General features: G+C 45.3%; 16 protein-coding genes and 1 other RNA gene. 3 read left to right on the forward strand and 14 right to left on the reverse strand.

Annotated elements, in window-relative coordinates:
- The first annotated feature begins 119 nt into the window (after positions 1 to 119).
- On the forward strand, positions 120 to 1247 hold the full coding sequence (locus FMR86_RS19415) for a DUF2920 family protein (RefSeq protein ID WP_163353072.1): 1128 nt from the start codon (positions 120 to 122) through the stop codon (positions 1245 to 1247).
- 171 nt (positions 1248 to 1418) lie between these two features.
- On the opposite strand, the gene FMR86_RS19420 is transcribed toward FMR86_RS19415, so the two are convergent.
- The 9 genes from FMR86_RS19420 to FMR86_RS19460 all read right to left on the reverse strand — a co-directional run bounded on the left by FMR86_RS19420 (position 1419) and on the right by FMR86_RS19460 (position 10068).
- The gene (locus FMR86_RS19420) at positions 1419 to 2135 is read right to left on the reverse strand and encodes a DUF4405 domain-containing protein (RefSeq protein WP_306770970.1); all 717 of its coding nucleotides are present in this window, start codon (positions 2133 to 2135) and stop codon (positions 1419 to 1421) included.
- A 113-nt stretch (positions 2136 to 2248) separates the two neighbouring features.
- Positions 2249 to 3763 carry a PP2C family protein-serine/threonine phosphatase gene (locus FMR86_RS19425; protein ID WP_163353074.1) on the reverse strand — a complete coding sequence of 505 codons (1515 nt, stop codon included), beginning with the start codon at positions 3761 to 3763 and terminating at the stop codon, positions 2249 to 2251.
- A gap of 542 nt (positions 3764 to 4305) precedes the next feature.
- Positions 4306 to 5709, reverse strand: coding sequence for a HAMP domain-containing sensor histidine kinase (locus FMR86_RS19430; RefSeq protein WP_163353075.1), 1404 nt, complete (start codon positions 5707 to 5709; stop codon positions 4306 to 4308).
- Positions 5684 to 6364, reverse strand: coding sequence for a response regulator transcription factor (locus FMR86_RS19435; protein WP_163353076.1), 681 nt, complete (start codon positions 6362 to 6364; stop codon positions 5684 to 5686). Before FMR86_RS19435 ends, FMR86_RS19430 begins: the two co-directional genes overlap by 26 nt.
- A gap of 306 nt (positions 6365 to 6670) precedes the next feature.
- Positions 6671 to 6895, reverse strand: a complete 225-nt coding sequence (locus FMR86_RS19440) for an AlpA family transcriptional regulator (RefSeq protein WP_163353077.1) — start codon at positions 6893 to 6895, stop codon at positions 6671 to 6673.
- A gap of 181 nt (positions 6896 to 7076) precedes the next feature.
- The gene (locus tag FMR86_RS19445; protein ID WP_163353053.1) at positions 7077 to 7796 is read right to left on the reverse strand and encodes a hypothetical protein; all 720 of its coding nucleotides are present in this window, start codon (positions 7794 to 7796) and stop codon (positions 7077 to 7079) included.
- Positions 7733 to 8938, reverse strand: a complete 1206-nt coding sequence (locus FMR86_RS19450) for a tyrosine-type recombinase/integrase (protein ID WP_163353078.1) — start codon at positions 8936 to 8938, stop codon at positions 7733 to 7735. The genes FMR86_RS19445 and FMR86_RS19450 overlap by 64 nt, the downstream gene beginning before the upstream one ends.
- 227 nt (positions 8939 to 9165) lie before the next feature.
- Positions 9166 to 9525: a transfer-messenger RNA gene (gene ssrA, locus FMR86_RS19455) on the reverse strand.
- Between the two features lie 219 nt (positions 9526 to 9744).
- On the reverse strand, positions 9745 to 10068 hold the full coding sequence (locus FMR86_RS19460) for a hypothetical protein (protein ID WP_239057302.1): 324 nt from the start codon (positions 10066 to 10068) through the stop codon (positions 9745 to 9747).
- A 132-nt stretch (positions 10069 to 10200) separates the two neighbouring features.
- Between FMR86_RS19460 and FMR86_RS19465 the strand changes: the two genes are divergently transcribed.
- The gene (locus FMR86_RS19465; protein WP_163353079.1) at positions 10201 to 10404 is read left to right on the forward strand and encodes a hypothetical protein; all 204 of its coding nucleotides are present in this window, start codon (positions 10201 to 10203) and stop codon (positions 10402 to 10404) included.
- Between the two features lie 3 nt (positions 10405 to 10407).
- Here the strand turns inward: FMR86_RS19465 and FMR86_RS19470 are convergent, their stop codons facing one another.
- The 4 genes from FMR86_RS19470 to FMR86_RS19485 form a co-directional block, all read right to left on the reverse strand.
- Complete coding sequence (locus FMR86_RS19470; RefSeq protein WP_163353080.1) at positions 10408 to 11775, reverse strand: response regulator; 1368 nt, start codon at positions 11773 to 11775, stop codon at positions 10408 to 10410.
- Positions 11776 to 11929: 154 nt separating this feature from the next.
- Positions 11930 to 12691, reverse strand: coding sequence for a DUF4198 domain-containing protein (locus FMR86_RS19475; protein ID WP_163353081.1), 762 nt, complete (start codon positions 12689 to 12691; stop codon positions 11930 to 11932).
- 32 nt (positions 12692 to 12723) lie between these two features.
- Positions 12724 to 13341, reverse strand: a complete 618-nt coding sequence (locus tag FMR86_RS19480) for a hypothetical protein (protein WP_163353082.1) — start codon at positions 13339 to 13341, stop codon at positions 12724 to 12726.
- 166 nt (positions 13342 to 13507) lie between these two features.
- Positions 13508 to 14908, reverse strand: coding sequence for a hypothetical protein (locus tag FMR86_RS19485; protein WP_163353083.1), 1401 nt, complete (start codon positions 14906 to 14908; stop codon positions 13508 to 13510).
- A 214-nt stretch (positions 14909 to 15122) separates the two neighbouring features.
- Here FMR86_RS19485 and FMR86_RS19490 point away from each other — a divergent pair, with 214 nt between their 5' ends.
- Entirely contained in the window at positions 15123 to 15902 is a 780-nt protein-coding gene (locus tag FMR86_RS19490; protein WP_163353084.1) for a transporter substrate-binding domain-containing protein, read from the forward strand.
- A gap of 8 nt (positions 15903 to 15910) precedes the next feature.
- Here FMR86_RS19490 and FMR86_RS19495 read toward each other — a convergent pair whose 3' ends face one another.
- Positions 15911 to 16324 (reverse strand): hypothetical protein, encoded by a 414-nt coding sequence (locus tag FMR86_RS19495; RefSeq protein ID WP_163353086.1) that lies wholly within the window; start codon positions 16322 to 16324, stop codon positions 15911 to 15913.
- Position 16325 lies beyond the last annotated feature (1 nt).

Below are 16325 nucleotides of genomic sequence, written 5' to 3' on the forward strand. Positions count from 1 at the left end.
ATAGAAATAGGTAAGTCAACTGAAATAATACAGAATTACACCCATGTAATTTTCGGGTAATCATCCCGCCATAGTGCTTCTTCAATATCCTCCGGACATAAATAATTTGGAGGAATAAATTGGTAGAACATAACACTATCCCAACCAGCAATGACTTTGAACTTAATGGCAGAGATCGAAAGGTTTCATACAATCTGTATGGCAGCGAAAATAAAAATGGTCTTGTGGTGTATATTCCGGGGTTTGGTGCGGATTTAGGTGATTATACGGATGTTTTTTGTAAAAAAATATCTTCAAAGTATAACTTGGCCGCTCTTTCGGTTGAGTATTTTGGCATAAATTCAAGACCAAATGTTGGAGCAAAAATAGACCTCGAGATTGAAGATCGGAATCTGGTTCAAAGGCTGGTTGGCCATTACGGTGATGACTGGGCTAAAGATGTTGTTGAATTTGCGGGCAAAACTGGTCAGTTCATAAACTTAACAGGATCATTAACACCATCCAGAGGTGAGTATCAGAATTTTGGACTATTGCCTGCGTTGGATATTTTGAATTCAATTCGCGACGCTGTAATGCGCTACGACATAAATGAAAATAATATAATACTGATCGGTTCATCCTACGGTGGCTACCTTGCAAATATGGTTTCCAAGATTGCTCCCGGATATTTGCGGGCTGTTTTTGATAATTCATCATGGGCTGTTCCCAATCACAGATATTTGGTGGGAAGAGAGCTTGGTCAGCCTGAATTTGCAGTTATGCTCGATGATATGGTCCGCTTGAATTTGTTTGTGAAATCCCCATGGACTCTGAAGCCCGGACTTCCCAATTCATTGGAGAAGGGAAAACTCGAAATACGCAGTTTTTCTCCTATGGGCCTTGCGGATATGGCTGCGCAAGGAGCAGGGGATACCTGCTATTTTTTTATCCACTCCTCGCAGGACTCCATTGCGCCACTCACTGAAAAGCTGCAGATGGAGCAGGAAATGCAGAATTGCGGATTCAAGCATGTCTTGCTTGATGTTGTTTATGCTGACGATGTGGATGGGGAGTACATTAAAAGTCTGGATCATGGATTGGGGCTTTCCATGCTTACTTTTTTTGAGCGCAGTTACAAAAAACTCTGCAAACTTCCTACCCGGAAAGGACCGTATATGGGGTTTCGGAGTGAGTATCGTTTTGATGATAGTGAGTATTGTTTTGATTTTAGTGGATCACCCGTTATGGCTGAACGCCGATTCATATAACGATAGGAAGGAAAACGTGAATTTAAAGGCCGGTGTTTATGCATCGGCCTTTTTTAATTTCAAAAAATGCAGACCGTAAGCAGTTTTTGAATGCCTGCTTACGGCCTGTGTATATACTAGCTGTTATCTGGGAGGGCGGAGACAGCAGCCACATTGTTATAAATACATTATTTATTTGGCTTGTTTTATTGCAGTGTAAATTTTGTAGGGAGGGATATCATGTTCCTCGGCGATGTCTTCAATCACAGCCTGAGTGTCTACATCGCTGATTCCCATTGATCTGAGCTGATCAATAAGAAGATTTGGATCGACCTGAAGCAATAAGCCCAACTGCTCAATTGAAAGGCTTTCGGTATTCGGCATAGGGGCTTCGGGGTAGCCTATTGCCCATGACTTCTGGAATCGTTCACCCAGTTCAATGATATTCGCCGGACCGGGCATTCCTGCCACTGTTCCAACTGTGATGACGATAGATACAATCAATGCAACCAGAGCTTCGCTTAAGAGTCCGTTGCTTCTGGCTGGCTTTTTCAGGTAGCTGAGTAACGGCTTCAGGTTGTAGGCAATATGAATCAGTGAAGTCAGCAGAAAAAGCAGGCCGAAAATTATGTGCAGTTCGGCAAAAATATCCTGACTGATTCCATAGAAACTCCAGGACAGCCAGTCAGTGGTATGGTCGTGCGGAGCCACGAATAACTCCAGCCCGGTAAGCATAAGTATAATAAATGAGATAAAGGTTAATACTGAGATAAATGATCTGAATTTAAAATTTTTCCCATGCATAAAAAGTACTCCTTCAAGTTCTGAATGAGGTCGGTACCTCATTTTTATTTTCTGGTAAGGTTTTGGCCAGACCGAGAAAACACAAATCTCGTTGCTGGCTTGCATGAGATTCTGAAAGAGTACTCTTGCTGGGAGATTACAGGAAAATTACAGCGGCGTAATATATGCGCATCCCTGCTTTCGCGACATGGGAGCGTCTGCTTTCATTTTCAGCCTGTTCAAGGCATTCGCTTAAGACATAGAATAGTAGCGTCATCCTGTCCTTCTCTGTCTTTGGCAAAATTATTCACCGAGTCGAGAATGTGAATCAAGATTTCATCACAATTGCCTTCTGCACATGTGCCAATCAGATTTTGCAGTCGCTGCAGGCCGAATAATTCTCCATTCTTATCAAAAACTTCGAAAAGACCGTCAGTAAAAACAGTCAATATTTCATCCGATTGAATTGTAATTTTTCTTGTTTCAAAGGGGATTCCTTCGATGGAACCTATGGGTAGATTGGCCGGAGCTTCCAGAGTTGTTATCGTGCCGTCTGCACGTTTCAAGTATGGCGGAGGATGCCCGGCCAGTGAATATTCAAGCTCACCTGTTTCAATATTGAATCTCCCGGCAAACAGACTCACAAACATTGCCGAACTGTTATCTTTTGAAAGATTGTCGTTCAAAATCGTCATTGCGGTCTCTAAAGAAACTTCGTGGTGGGGAATTGAACGAAACAAGTGCTGGCAGGCAAACATGAATAAAGAGGCCGGAACACCTTTTCCTGCAACATCTCCTACTGTGAACTGTAGAGTTTTTTCGTCGACCATAAAGAAATCATACAAATCACCGCCGACCTCTCTCGCTGGCTGCATCAGCGCATTGATTGATACTGTTTCAGCAGGAATAGTGAGCTCTTTGGGCAATGCTCCCTGCTGAATTTCAGCCGCAATGCGCAATTCACTTTTCATTTTTTCCCGTTCTGCGGCGGTTTTTTTCTTATTTTCAATATGCTCAAGAAGAGAATCTTCCATATAGGCAAATGCCTGTACAAGCTCTTTAATTTCTACATCATTAACTTTGTTTAGCTTGGTTAGAAGTATATTTCCTTCTGTGATGGAAAAATCCCGCTCAGGGAGTGAGCGTGCATAATCAGCCAGATCTTTAATTGGGGAGATCGTTTTTCCTGAGGCCCATTTAGCACCCAGTAATCCTAGTAACAAAACTAAAGAAATAAGCAGGGTTGTGCGTACTTGCACGGCATCTCGGGCATCATAAGTATAGTCCCGGTTATAACAAATGGCGACGAAGAGTTTTTGTTTTTTGGAAAAACCGAGAGTACAATCCCATCCCTGAGGGTTTTCAGTTCCTCTTTCAGTCTGAATAGCAAAGGATGAAATGGTATCTTTATTGCGAAATTTAGACAAAAGTTGACTTATTATATCTTGAGCTCGTGCAGATTTATTTTCCGATATGATGTTTTTGTTTTGGTCAAAAAATATAATTAGTTGCCCGGACTTTTTACTCATCGAGCTGTACTGTCTTTCGTTCTCATTCAGGTCTTCTTCCGATCCTTCAGGCAGAGTATCCATGTACAGCAGAGTTTGATAAACAAGACCCTGTGCTGTATTGTTCACAACCTCTGAAATGTGTTCTTGATACATTTCCTCTGAAATAAATAAAATAGGCCATGCTACTATTATTACTGTGACGGCTATAAGAAAGGAAATGCGTTTGCTGATCGAAATTTTCATATCAAGTCCTGCCAGAGATAAAGGTTGATCCCGAACATTTATTGTGAATCGTAGTGATAGCTTTGCTTAAATCAACTGCTTAGCGGGAAATATATTTATAGCTTACTATAATATTACACAAAAACACCAGCGTCGCAATGTGTGTAGAAAAAATACGCAGGGCAGGGACATTAGAAGGCCGCCCCTTATAAACTGTTTCCAGTTGTAAAGAGACGGCTTTTTTGGGGGGCCTATTCTGATCGAATATAAAGGGCCAGCACGGGACATATTTCGGCTAAGTGAAGGTTTTGCGTTATCAATACCTGATCAATAACAATCCTGCCGTCATTGCCGAGGGAAATAGCTCCGTTAGTACAATGTTCGATACAGGCTCCACAAACATCTACGCCGACACACCTCTCCCGGTCATAGATAAGTTTTGTGTTATTGCTCTCGCAACTATTTCTGTCCTCCATCCTGCCGGACATGACTGTGTTCATAACATACTCCTTTTGTTGGAGAATGTCGTCGCTGCCAAACATTACAGCTTGCTTATCTGAAAATTACATACGGGTAATTTTTTTCTCGCACGGAAAACTTACTTCAAACAAAGCCCCCCCAAGCTTACTTGATTGAATAGAGATATTTCCCCCATGAGCTTCCATTACGGCTTTTGCCAAACTCAAGCCAAGCCCAAGTCCTTTAGTAGAACGACTCTTATCTATACGATATAATTTTTCAAAAATACGCTCCCGCTCAAGCGGTTCAATCCCCGGACCACTGTCTTCAACCGAGATTATGATGGAATCGCCGTCGCGTTCTGTGCGCAGAGCGACCTTTCCTCCGCGTGGGGTATATTTGAGACTATTGTCAACAAGGTTGCCCAGCATCTGCAATATTCGTTGATGGTCACCGCTAATAGTGAGCAGGGTAGAATCGTTGATAATTTCAATTTCTCGCTCTTCCGCGACAAATTCATATATGTCGAGCACTTCATCAATCAGTGAAGAGCACAGCAAATCTTCGAATGACAGTTTCATCTGTCCGGTTTCAGCTTCTGTGATATCCATGAGCATGTTAAGTTGACGATTGATGCGTTCAACGTCTTCCGCGCAGTCCATCAAAATTTCACGCAATTGTTGTGCGGAAAAGTCAGCGATCAGTCCATGCTCGATACGTGCTTTCATCCTGGTCATCGGAGTTTTAAGATCGTGGCTGACATTTCCAAGGGTATCACGCATGGCTGAGATTAATTTATCGTTACGCTCAAGCATCTTGTTAAAAAGCACAGCCAGTTCACGAAGTTCCCCGGCTTGCTCCACCACCGGGACCCGGCTTTTCATATCACCGGATGAAACTCTGCGCACAGTTGATTCCAATTCCCGCACAGGGGTCAGCACGTTACGGGAGAAAAAAACACCGCCAAGAATTCCCAGCACCGCGATGCCGCATATAATTACCAGAAAAAAAATTCTCTGATCATCCACGATCATTTCCTGGCGTCCGGTAGTACGACCTAATTGCAGAATATGTCCATCTGCAAGGTGGGTTGTATAAATATCAAGATCGTTTTCAGTGGGAAGATCAAGCTCTTTCCAGGTTTTGTCATTGGCAGTGGGCAGAATAAAATGTTCCACTTCCAGTTCATTAAATTCTTCAGGAATGGTCAGCCATACTGTTTTGCCCTGATTATCTGAAAGACGCAAAAAAATGTTGCTGAAGCGATTGGAAAGATGGCGGTTGCGGATCATTGCAAGCAGACCGTCGATTCCATTGGTATTGTACAGGGCGTGGTAGGTTTCAGCCTGGTTGCTCAATTGCTCTCGTTCCACGCGGGTAAGGTATGAATCAAAAAAAATGTTGCTGATCAAAAACAGTAACAGGGTGCTCATTCCGAAAACAACGAAATACCACCGAACCAGCCTGAGTCCGCTCAGTCCTTTAATCTTCTCGAGCACTGATAACATAGCCTACACCACGAATAGTCGAGATAAGATTTGTGGGAAAGGGTTTATCCACCTTGGAACGCAATCGATGCAGGAGTACCTCCACAACATTAGTTTGGGGGTTGAAGCTGTAGTCCCAAATATGTTCAAGAATCATGGTCTTGGTTACCACTCTGCCTGCGTTGTTCATCATGTACTCCAGCAAACCATATTCACGAGCATGAAGAATCAACGCTTGGCCATCACGAGTCACCTCACGTGAAAAGCGATCCAAGACAAGATCTCCCACACGCAATTTTGATTCGGTAGGAGTCCGTGAAGACCTGCGAATCAGAGCCTGCAACCGGGCTGACAGCTCGGCAAATGAAAAAGGTTTGGTCAAATAGTCATCGCCTCCGGTCTGGAGTCCGGTCACCTTATCGTCCACCCCCTGGCGGGCACTTAAAATAAGCACAGGAGTATCAATATTCTTGCCGCGCATCTCGGCAATTATATCCAATCCGCTGCGTCCTGGAAGCATCCAGTCCATTACCACGGCGTCATATTCAGTAGAAAGGGCGTATTCCAAACCGGCATTGCCATCAGCAGCATGATCCACAGTATATCCGGATTCACGTAACCCGTTGACTACATATTCGGCAATGGTAGGATCATCTTCTACAATCAAGATTCTCATATTTTGACTCCCTATACTCTCTCTAGTTAAAAGTGCGGTTTTATGCCCGCGCTATCCTTAATTTACCACTGAAACATAAACAAGACCAGTCACATAAGAACAAACAGCAAAGGACAACCATTCCCCCTTTGGCTGTGATCTAATGGAAATAATGAATTGTATTACTTACCTACAGATTATTTGAAAATTACAGCTATGTAATCTGCCCGTTCTCCAATGTATTAACTCCAAGGCTTTTGCTTATAGAATAACGTATGAAAGGAGCAGGATGCTCCCTTCATACGTTATTGACGCCATGCAGGCGTCTTAAGCTTCCCCCTGGTCAGGAATCTCTTCGATGAGTTTATGGATGTCACAGACACGCCAAGCGGTAGTCCGTTTGGTGAGTTTTACCGGCTTGGGAAAGCGTCCGGTCTGGATACCTTTCCACCAAGTTGTCTTGGAAACAGGAATGACTTTCAGGACATCAACAAGTCTTACAAAGCCCGTATTGGGCAGATGGTATGCGGTGTGATTGGTTTCGGTTCGCATAGTTTTTCCTCCGTGTTTTGACGTTTCGGAGGAGCCTACAAGAACCGGATTTGTTTGCTAGACGGGTAGAAGGGGTAAAGGGGCTAAAATCGTGAATTAAAATTTTAAACCCCTGTATTAAATGAGGATGTTTTTTAAGGGCAGGAGGGGTAAAATAGCCTTATTTAACAGTTTTTACCCCCTAAGAAGACCCGTCTGTGTGCTTTACCGTGTCGGGAACACACTTCCATGCTTCACGAAAAGCAGAGCCGAATTCCTTTTCATTCTGGTCTGGGTAGTTTGATTTGATGCGCTCAAAAAAAGCATCCCTTTTGATCGTCACCGGACTGGACGAATTGACCGTATTTTCACGGATGATTTCACCCATGGCTGAACAGGCTGCGAGACACCATTTTTTCCAGCCGTTCTTATTTATGATTTCTTCCTTCTCGGCTAGCTTGGTTTTCAAGGACTTAATTTCCTCCTCAAAAGCTGCGACCTGCTCCTGTGCCACCGATTCAGATTCTACGTCTGTCTCTGCGTCTTCGGATATATCTTCGGCAGCTTCTTGAGTTGGAGTAATCCGGCTTAAGCCCTGTTGTTGGGCTTTACTATAAATTTCAAGTTTCTTGTCGAGCAATTCGATGGATTTGTTCTTTTTGAAAATAATTATTCCGGCAAACAATAATGATAAGAGCAGAATCCCGGATTGAATAGTTATTTCTGTTTTTGAATGATCGGATGAACTGAAAATTAGAGCCATGATGAGAATGGAGAAGATCAGAAACAGCTTCAGAAAATCTTTAAATTGTTTATTAACTGCCTCAATTAATACTGTGTTTTTATTCATATAAATCCTTAATAGTCTTCCATTGCAGGTGTTTCCAATTTGTTTCTCAAAGCGTCCAGAAAATCTGCCCACCACTGCATCATTTTGCGCCGTTCCGGCAGATAGTCGGCGTGGTTATATGCTGCTCGCACGCTGTTTCCTTCTACGTGGGCAAGCTGTCTTTCAATTACGTCCGGCTTCCAGCCATTTTCATTAAGGTTGGTCGAGGCCATGGAGCGGAATCCGTGTCCGGTGATTTCCTCTTTGCTGTAACCGAGGCGGCGCAGAGCACCGTTAACGGTGTTTTCACTCATGGGGTATAATTTACTGCGGATGCTGGGGAACAGGTATCTACCCTCACCAGTAAGCGGCTTCAGTTCGAAGAGGACCTCCAGAGCCTGCCGGGAAAGCGGTACAATGTGAGGACGGCGGGCTTTCATCTTTTCTGCCGGGATTCTCCACTCAGCAGCATCAAAATCAATTTCTTCCCATTCGCCATGGCGCAACTCTCCGGGACGGACAAAAACGAGCGGGGCGAGCTGCAAGGCGCATTTGGTCATGGTGTTGCCTTGGTAATCATCAATATTATTGAGCAGGGGACCGATCTGCTTGGGATCGGTGATGGTTGCCATGTGTTTGTGCTTTACCGGGGGCAGGGCACCTTTGAGGTCCGCTGTAGCATCGCGGGTGGCTCGTCCGGTGGCAACGGCATAGCGTAAAACCTGTCCGAGAATGCTGCGTACCCGGTGTGCTGTTTCGAGCGCACCTCGGCTTTCAATCCTTCTGAGGACTTTCAAAATATCCGGCGGTTCAATCTCATTTACAACCATTTTGCCGATCCACGGGAAGCAGTTCAACTCAAGGCGTCTGATGACTGTCTGGGCGTGTCCTTTGGTCCAAGTGCTTTTGAATTTGGTGTGCCATTCGCGGGCTATTGCTTCGAATTCATTTTCTCCGCTTACTGTGGCCTGCTGGTCTTTTCTGTATTCTGAAGGATCAATATCGCGTTCAAGGATTTTTCTCTGCTCGTCGCGTTTGTCTCTGGCGTCTTTCAGGCTTGTGGCCGGGTAAGAACCCAGTCCTATCATTTTGCCTTTGCCGTTGAATCTGTATCTATATCTCCAGAGCTTTGATCCGTTGGGTCGGATTTCCAGACAAAGTCCGTTTGAGTCAGTTATGCGGTAGAGCTTTTCTTTTGGTTTTGCAGCTTGAATCTGCTTCACATTTAGAGCCATAAGACCTCCATTGTTTTGTGAGTACCTATCTGCGGGTAGATGTGAGTACACCTGCGTGGTACGCCGTGAGTACGCCCATCCGTACTCACACAAAACTATGGTTGTCAACGCGCCTAACTGGACTTTAACGAACGTCCCAGAAACAACAAAACCCTTGATATTCCTAGGAATAACAAGGGTTTGTCGTTCTTCTTTGAACCGTATGGGACGGTATGAAAATGATGAAATGGTGGAGGCGGGGAGAATCGAACTCCCGTCCGAGAATGCTCCACCAAGATGTCTACAGGCTTAGTTCAAGTATTGTTTCTCACTCAAATGAACGCCCCTGAACAGGCAACATATGAGCCAGCGCGTGCTGGGTTCTCACCCTCTCACGGACGTGCAACGCGAGAGTAGCCAGCCTGATGGGGTTGTTGTCAAAGCTAATATCAGACATCAAAGCTATGACATGGCAAGCTTAATTAAGCTGCCATTGCGTAATCGTAATTGTCGTTTGCAATTATGATTGTGCCGCTTTTTACGTGGCCAGCGGCGCCACGACCTGCAACCTTGGCTTCTTTCACCCCCGTCGAAACCAGTGCGCCCCCATTTTCAAAGAACTGCTTCCTGCTTATATTGTATGTACGTAAACAGATGGTGCAAGGGGGTGTGAGTAAAATTTACTCCCACCTTTCAACTGTATGTACGCAGGAAGATGATGCAAGGGGTTGAAAGTAAATTAAATACATTAACCCCTTCAGGTGAAGTGCATTAATCTATAGCATTGCCGGACAGTTGGCAAGTGCCGCGGACGTACTAAATTGAAATTATTTCCAGCCCTGCTTACACGGCCCGCATAGTTTTGAGCAGAGTGACGCGCCCAGAGGATTGAAGCCGCCCTTGCGGATTTCCCCGGTAAGCTCGTTTTTGCAAGTGTATTCCATTTCATATTCACAGACCCAATCGGAGAGTACGTCGCCGTTAACATCTGTGCATTGGATTTTTGCGGAACCGAAATTAACCCGTTCATCAATGCAGGCCGGGCCTTGATTGCATTTGTAGGTGGTGGCGTCGGCGTATGCAGCCGGGCAAAAGGCCAAGACAGCCAGAATTGCCGCGGTCAGGATTATTTGGATGTATGTGAATTTCATGATGCTACCCGCCTGATTGGTCTGAGGATTAGTTTTTTACCAAGTTGAATTCTTATAACAATACCCCTTTCTTGTCATTGCGCAAAGTGGTAAAAGCCGAATGTTGACGAACAATAATTTTATGGAGGAACTATGCAGAATCCTTTTAAGTTTTATATCTATGAAGAGGCCGCTTACATCTACGACAGCAACCAGAAATTAATTTTTAAAATGGGCGTGGATGAGAGCGCGGATGTTGCTGCTGATATGCAGGATTTGATTCTGGAAAACGGCGAAGAAGTGGATAAAGATAAGGCTTGGGAAGTTTCCGGTCTGGATAAACTACAGCCGGCTTAGCTGTTAGTTTATGGGGGTATACATATCAAGCATTACAGCCTGAAAAGCCCTGACGCATTCCGGGCATAATTCATCAGGACAAATATTTTTAATAAATTCCATTGTCTTCTGATGGGTGAAAGCTTTCTTGTAAGGCCGGTCTGTTGTCAGGGCATCATAAACATCGGCAGTTGAAATAATCCGCGCCCAGAGCGGGATTTCATTGCCGATAAGTCCATGCGGGTAGCCCTTGCCGTTCATTCTTTCATGGTGATGCAGCACCGCCGGGATAATATCTTCCATACTCGGGATGGGCTCCAGAATATCTGCACCCAGCACCGGATGTTCTTTGATTTTAGTAAACTCAGCATCGTCCAGCGGTCCGTTCTTGAGCAGGATATCATCGCGGATACCGATTTTTCCCAGATCATGAAGTCTGGCCGCAAAGGCTATCCTTTCGCAATCAAAATCATTTAAGCTTAATTTTTCCGCAATCTTGACGGACAGTTTTGATACTGTATCCGAGTGGCCTCTGGTGTAGGAGTCGCGTGCCTCCAGGGCCTGAATCAGGCTGGTGATACTGCCCATGAGCAGGGTGCGTTCCTTTTTGAAAAGCTCACGCTGCTGCAAAATCATCTGGAAATGGTCGCTGAGCAGTTTTTCAGCGGTGATTACAAGCTGGTCGATGTTGAAAGGTTTGACCAGAAAGGCTGCCGCCCCTTTGTGCAGCAGTTCGCGCATGGTCCGGCGATCCGCTCCGGAGCTCATTATCACGAATGGAATGTGTGACAGTCCGGGGTGGTTCTGTACTTTTTCACACAGCTTGATGCCGTCCATTATCGGCATGTTGATGTCGGAAAGAATCAGGTGCGGGGCTATTTCGCTGGCTATTTCAAAGGCTTCATGGCCGTTTCGGGCGGTAATGACCTTGAAACCGGCTGAGGTCAGTCCTGATTCTACAACATTGAGGATGTATTTTGAGTCATCCACAACCAGCACTAGTTTGTCGCGGAGCAGTTTAGCGCGGTCTAAAATTTCTTTGATATACGGGAGCAGGTCCTTCCGGGCTTTGTTTTTGGTTATGTATGCCGCAGCACCTACCTCAAAACCCTTTTCTATCTGCTCGTGCTTTTCATTGCTGGAAAGAATGATGACCGGGGTGGATTGGGTGTCCGGGTTGCGTTTTATTTCCGTGCAGAGCTGGTAACCGTCTATGCCCGGCATGGTTATATCGGTGATGACCAGATCGTAATGCTGTTCGCGGGTGAAATTGAGCCCTTGGAGGCCGTTGACGGCTTCTGTGACATCAATGGAATGCTTTTTCAGTTCCGAACTGATCACAGTACGGATCGTTTTGCTGTCATCGACAACCAAAACTTGGGGGTTAAGCATTCAGGCTCCATTAATTTATTTGTTTTTTCCAGAAATACAGCACGTTAAGCGCGTGTGATTATTTGCTACAGAATAGACATAATTAGCTTGGAGATAAAAGTAAAGGCCGGAAACTTAGTGTTTCCGGCCCGGAATGATTGATCAGGCAATCTATTTACTTGCTTTTATAAGGAATCATTTCAATCCAGAGAACTGCACCGAGTTCAACATCTTTTCCTTTGATTTTATAATCAGCATCATTCAGTGCTGCAAATCCCCACCATCCGGCTTTGGGACAGGTAAATGTGAAGACGCCGTTCTCGTCGCAGAGTACTTCCTGAGTCACCATGCATTCGTAGGGTGCTTCCAGCTTGCCGTCTTTGTTGTAGAGTTCCACTTCAACACGGGTGAAAGGTGCGGGCTTGCCGTCCAGCAGAACAATTCCCTGAAAAACATTGCCGGCATAGTTGCCCCAGGGGCGGGTCAGGGGGACGATTTCAGTTTTCACGCCAAGTGGAGCATTCCACTCTTCACCTTCATTAAAAGCGGAAACAACGGTCTTGGTGTAATGAATAATGTAGTTGTCTTCTGCAGGCTCAGGGTAGGCGACAGGTTCCATGTAAAAAGTGTACATGCCCGGACGCTTGAATTTGTATTCTGTTTTAAAGGAATCGTGATCCATAACCTTGCATTCTTTCAAAGAGGGCAGGAGGTTGCTTTCTTTGCCATCGTGAAAAACACTGAATTTTTTCGGCTTGACCAGATTCATGCCGTGTCCTTCAAAAGGGTGCGAGAATGAAAGCTTGATTTCAGCACTTTTATTGTCCGGTGTGATGATTGATTTCTCAGGAATCAGCATACCGAAATGGGCATAAGCAGAGCCGCAAAAGGCTGTAAACAGCATCAGTGTAAGGGCGAGAACGATTGATTTGCGCATGAAGTCACTCCGTATAAAAGTTTATTAAAAAACTACTTTTTCCGTGAAAGGAAAAATGCAGCCACTCCGAAAAGACCGAGGATATATCCTATCCCCGAAAATATTTCATTTACGCCGGGACCTTTTTCCTGCTGGCTGATTATCAGCCGTTTCAAGGTTTCAACCTTGTCTGTCAGCGTCTTTACTTGTGCTGTGAGTTCAGCCAGATCGGCAGAAGAAGCCTTGTCTGCGGGGGATGTTTGAACGGTGGAGGAGGCGTGGACGGTTTTTGCAGCAGTATTGGAGGCTGTTTGCGGGGTCTCCGGGAATATTTCGTCTGCATGTAGTGTCCATGTTGCCCGGTGCCCTTCAGAAGCGTAGAGGTTGATTAGAAGTCCGCTTTTCTCTGCCTTGGTTGCTTCAGGGATGGGAAAATTAAATAAGCCCTTATTGTCGGTAGTACCTTTGAGCAGCAATTCACCGTTGCCGGTGCTGAAAACTTCAAGCTCTCCCTGATGAACTTTTCTTTTTTTGCTGAAGTAGCTTTCGGTAAAAACTGTATCTCCTTCAACATAAGCAAAAAGATTCACCCTGTGGGCAAATGCCGGAGTGCTGCAAAACATAATGAGCATAAAAATGAGCAATGGGCAGCTGTATTTTCTTAACGACATTTCTTCCCCTTGAATTGCGTTAAAACAAAATGGATATTTGTAATGTGTTACTCTTTTAGGAAGAGTAGTACAAAGCCGAGAGAGTGAAGTCAATAGCGAAATAAAAAAGAGCCTTAACTTCTTAGGGTTAAGGCTCTTAACTATAATCTGAATGTAATGTTTGCGGTCAGTCAAATGTAAAACCGATGTTAAACATGGAATCGAAAAAACCGCTGGGGTCGTTCTTTTTTCCACCTATGGTTTTAAGGTAACGGGTATCAAAGCCTACTGTGAAACCGGAATCAAATTCATAAAGGAATCCTGCACCGGCACCAGCTACTGGCGCACCGTCAGAAAGTTTAAAAATAGTTCCGGGATAATCGAACACAGAGTACCCGCCGTGAGCTGCTACATACGGGGTGAATTGGCGGTCCGTATAAAAGCGGTAGAGCAGTGATCCGGTAAAGGTGTATGTGTTGAACTTTTTATTTTTATAGTCGTACGCTGTTCCGTTGGTCTGGAGTGTCCCGTTGTCATAATACGTAGCACCATAAGTGCCGGAGTTGCCTGTTGTGGAACTCATGAAAAAATCGCCGCCGATACCGAAACCTGAAGGAAAGAAATGGCGTGTTGTAAATCCGCCCAATCCGCCGAAGGAGGAGTAGGGCTCTTTGTCATTTGACTTCAAGGAAGCTTGGAAGCCGCCGGAAGCACCGACAAAGGTTTCACTTTTTTTCTTGGGAACAAAGAATCCCTTACGCTTGGTTCGTCTGGTGTTTTTTTGCACTCTTACTGCAAGTTCGTAATCGCGTTTTGCGGTATCACCGGGCTGTTGCATCTGGGAGGCTGCTGCATGCGGAGCCATGACCGGGGCAGTAGTCTGTGCTGTCTGGTATACAGGCTGTTGTGTAGCGTAAGTCTGCTGCACTGGCTGTGGAGCGGCTACCGGAGCCGGACGGCCGGGCCAGAGCCCTAACTGCTGAGGAGCCTGGTATACCTGAACATAGCGGACAGATTCAGGTTCTGCTCGCAGGGGCGGGGGGGCTGCTTGTTGGGCCGGGACCGGAGGCGTTTCAGGCTGTGCCTGATATGATTCAGCAGGTAAAAGCTCGTTAGCTATTTCCGAAGCACTGGCTTCGGAGGTGGGGGCGGTTGCCTGTGGTGCTGTTTCCGGGACAGGGGCAGTTTCCGGTTCGCTGATTTCCTTGGGGATTTCAACCGGGGTAGTGTCAATTGCCGGAGCGGCTTGAGCAGTACTTTCCACTATGCCCTCATCGAGCAGTTCCTTGGCAAGCGACTTTCCGTCAACAGTGATATCACCGATGATAGTGCCGTCATCGGCCTTGCTGAGTTCCCGTACTTCCACTTCACGCATAAGCACATTGCTGCTGCTTTCCATGCGGGCCTTGGCCGGATCCAGATTGGCAGAAGGTCTTACTCCGGCAACGTTTACCTTCACCGGGGTCTGTCCATCCTTGAGAACAACAAAAGTAGCTGCTCCTTCCACCGCAACTATTTTACCGGGCCAGGCAAGAGCCAAGGCCGGAAGCAGGAGGATGGTGATAAGAACGGTCAGTAATCTCAGCATAATTAAATTCTTTTTAAGTTAAATGTGGACTTAATAAAAAAATGATCGGCATTAACCGGATAAACTTAACACCCCTGAGTATTATTTTGTTTAACCTTATCGCATTTATGAATCTGTCAGCAAGCAGATTGATTTTTTGTCTGAACGGAGTTCATTGTTTCAAAAAGTAATTAATGTTATTATATGGATAAAATATAAGGAGGGTGTTGCTGTAGTGTTTAAAAGCTTTGCTTTTGTAATTCTTATAGTTTTGCTTTTTCCGTCTGTACTGCACGCAGAAGAGTTGATTTTTGTTACTCTGGACACTCCTCCCCAGACGTATCTTGAAAATGGCAAGCCGACGGGTTTTTTGGTTGAAATTGTGACTGAAGCAGCCAGGCGGGCCGGCTATACACCTGATATCAGAGTTGTCCCATGGAAAAGAGCCATGGCCATGGTCAAGAAAGGGAAAGCTGATGCTGTTTTCAACGCCGGATATAATGAAGAGCGTGCTGAGTTCTTGCGTTATCCTGAGACTACTTTGATCACGGAGAAGGTTGTTGCTGTGCGCAGTGCCGGATCTGACGTGTATTTTTCCCCTGATTTTGCAGGAGCTGAGAAGTATATCGGCGGAGTCGGCCGGGGGTTTTACTATGGCCCGAAAGTGGATAGGGCTCTCAAAGAAAACAGATTCAAAAGGATTGAGGAAGTCCCCAATCTTGATCTTAATACAAAAAAATTATTACTCGGCAGGATCGATTTCTTTTTTGCCGACTATTATCCGGTGCTTAATTTCTTAAATGATAACAATTTGCTGGGAAAGCTTGAAACCATACTTGAGCCCAAGAGTGGATTGCCGCTGGTTTATTCCCAGTCAGACACCTACCTTGCTTTTTCACGGAAAAAACATCCCGCAGCTTTTAAAAAAGTAAGTGCCGAACTGAAAAAGATGAAGCGCGAAGGCGTTTACCGAAAGATAATCTCCAAATATATTCCCATTCACGAGGGATTTTAAATTCTGAATTATTTCCAGCCCATGGGTTCGTAGCCTTTTTCTCGCAGGCAGCGTTCCACGAATTTTTTGTAGAGGGAGTTGGAATCATCTTCAATAGCTCCGCTGGCAGCACCTCCTGCGGCACCTCCGGCAGCTCCTGCAAGGGCGGAAGTTCCGGGACTTCCGGTAACCAGTCCGATACCTAATCCGACAGCTCCGCCGATCAGTCCGCCTTTAATGCCTGATTTGGCAGATTTTTTACCTTTGGACTCTTTGCCGACACTTTTTTCAGCAAAGGCGAGACAGTATTCAATATCTTCGGCAACCTTGGCCTCTCCGGCTTCTTCGTATTGTTCATTAGGATAGAGCACCGGTTTCTTGGCGCACGCGGCACAGCTCAGCATCATCAGTGTAAGTGTGAAAAACATTATTTTTTTTATCATA

It is taken from the genome of Desulfovibrio sp. JC010 (genome assembly GCF_010470675.1).
Taxonomy (GTDB): Bacteria; Desulfobacterota; Desulfovibrionia; order Desulfovibrionales; family Desulfovibrionaceae; genus Maridesulfovibrio.

Coding starts and splice junctions, on each gene's coding strand:
- FMR86_RS19460 (WP_239057302.1), bottom strand. CDS start 10,068: ATGAAATTCACATACATCCAAATAATCCTGACCGCGGCAATTCTGGCT.
- FMR86_RS19475 (WP_163353081.1), bottom strand. CDS start 12,691: ATGCGCAAATCAATCGTTCTCGCCCTTACACTGATGCTGTTTACAGCC.
- FMR86_RS19495 (WP_163353086.1), bottom strand. CDS start 16,324: ATGATAAAAAAAATAATGTTTTTCACACTTACACTGATGATGCTGAGC.
- FMR86_RS19430 (WP_163353075.1), bottom strand. CDS start 5,709: ATGTTATCAGTGCTCGAGAAGATTAAAGGACTGAGCGGACTCAGGCTG.
- FMR86_RS19440 (WP_163353077.1), bottom strand. CDS start 6,895: ATGCGAACCGAAACCAATCACACCGCATACCATCTGCCCAATACGGGC.
- FMR86_RS19470 (WP_163353080.1), bottom strand. CDS start 11,775: ATGCTTAACCCCCAAGTTTTGGTTGTCGATGACAGCAAAACGATCCGT.
- FMR86_RS19420 (WP_306770970.1), bottom strand. CDS start 2,135: ATGCAAGCCAGCAACGAGATTTGTGTTTTCTCGGTCTGGCCAAAACCT.
- FMR86_RS19450 (WP_163353078.1), bottom strand. CDS start 8,938: ATGGCTCTAAATGTGAAGCAGATTCAAGCTGCAAAACCAAAAGAAAAG.
- FMR86_RS19465 (WP_163353079.1), top strand. CDS start 10,201: ATGCAGAATCCTTTTAAGTTTTATATCTATGAAGAGGCCGCTTACATC.
- FMR86_RS19425 (WP_163353074.1), bottom strand. CDS start 3,763: ATGAAAATTTCGATCAGCAAACGCATTTCCTTTCTTATAGCCGTCACA.
- FMR86_RS19480 (WP_163353082.1), bottom strand. CDS start 13,341: ATGTCGTTAAGAAAATACAGCTGCCCATTGCTCATTTTTATGCTCATT.
- FMR86_RS19435 (WP_163353076.1), bottom strand. CDS start 6,364: ATGAGAATCTTGATTGTAGAAGATGATCCTACCATTGCCGAATATGTA.
- FMR86_RS19485 (WP_163353083.1), bottom strand. CDS start 14,908: ATGCTGAGATTACTGACCGTTCTTATCACCATCCTCCTGCTTCCGGCC.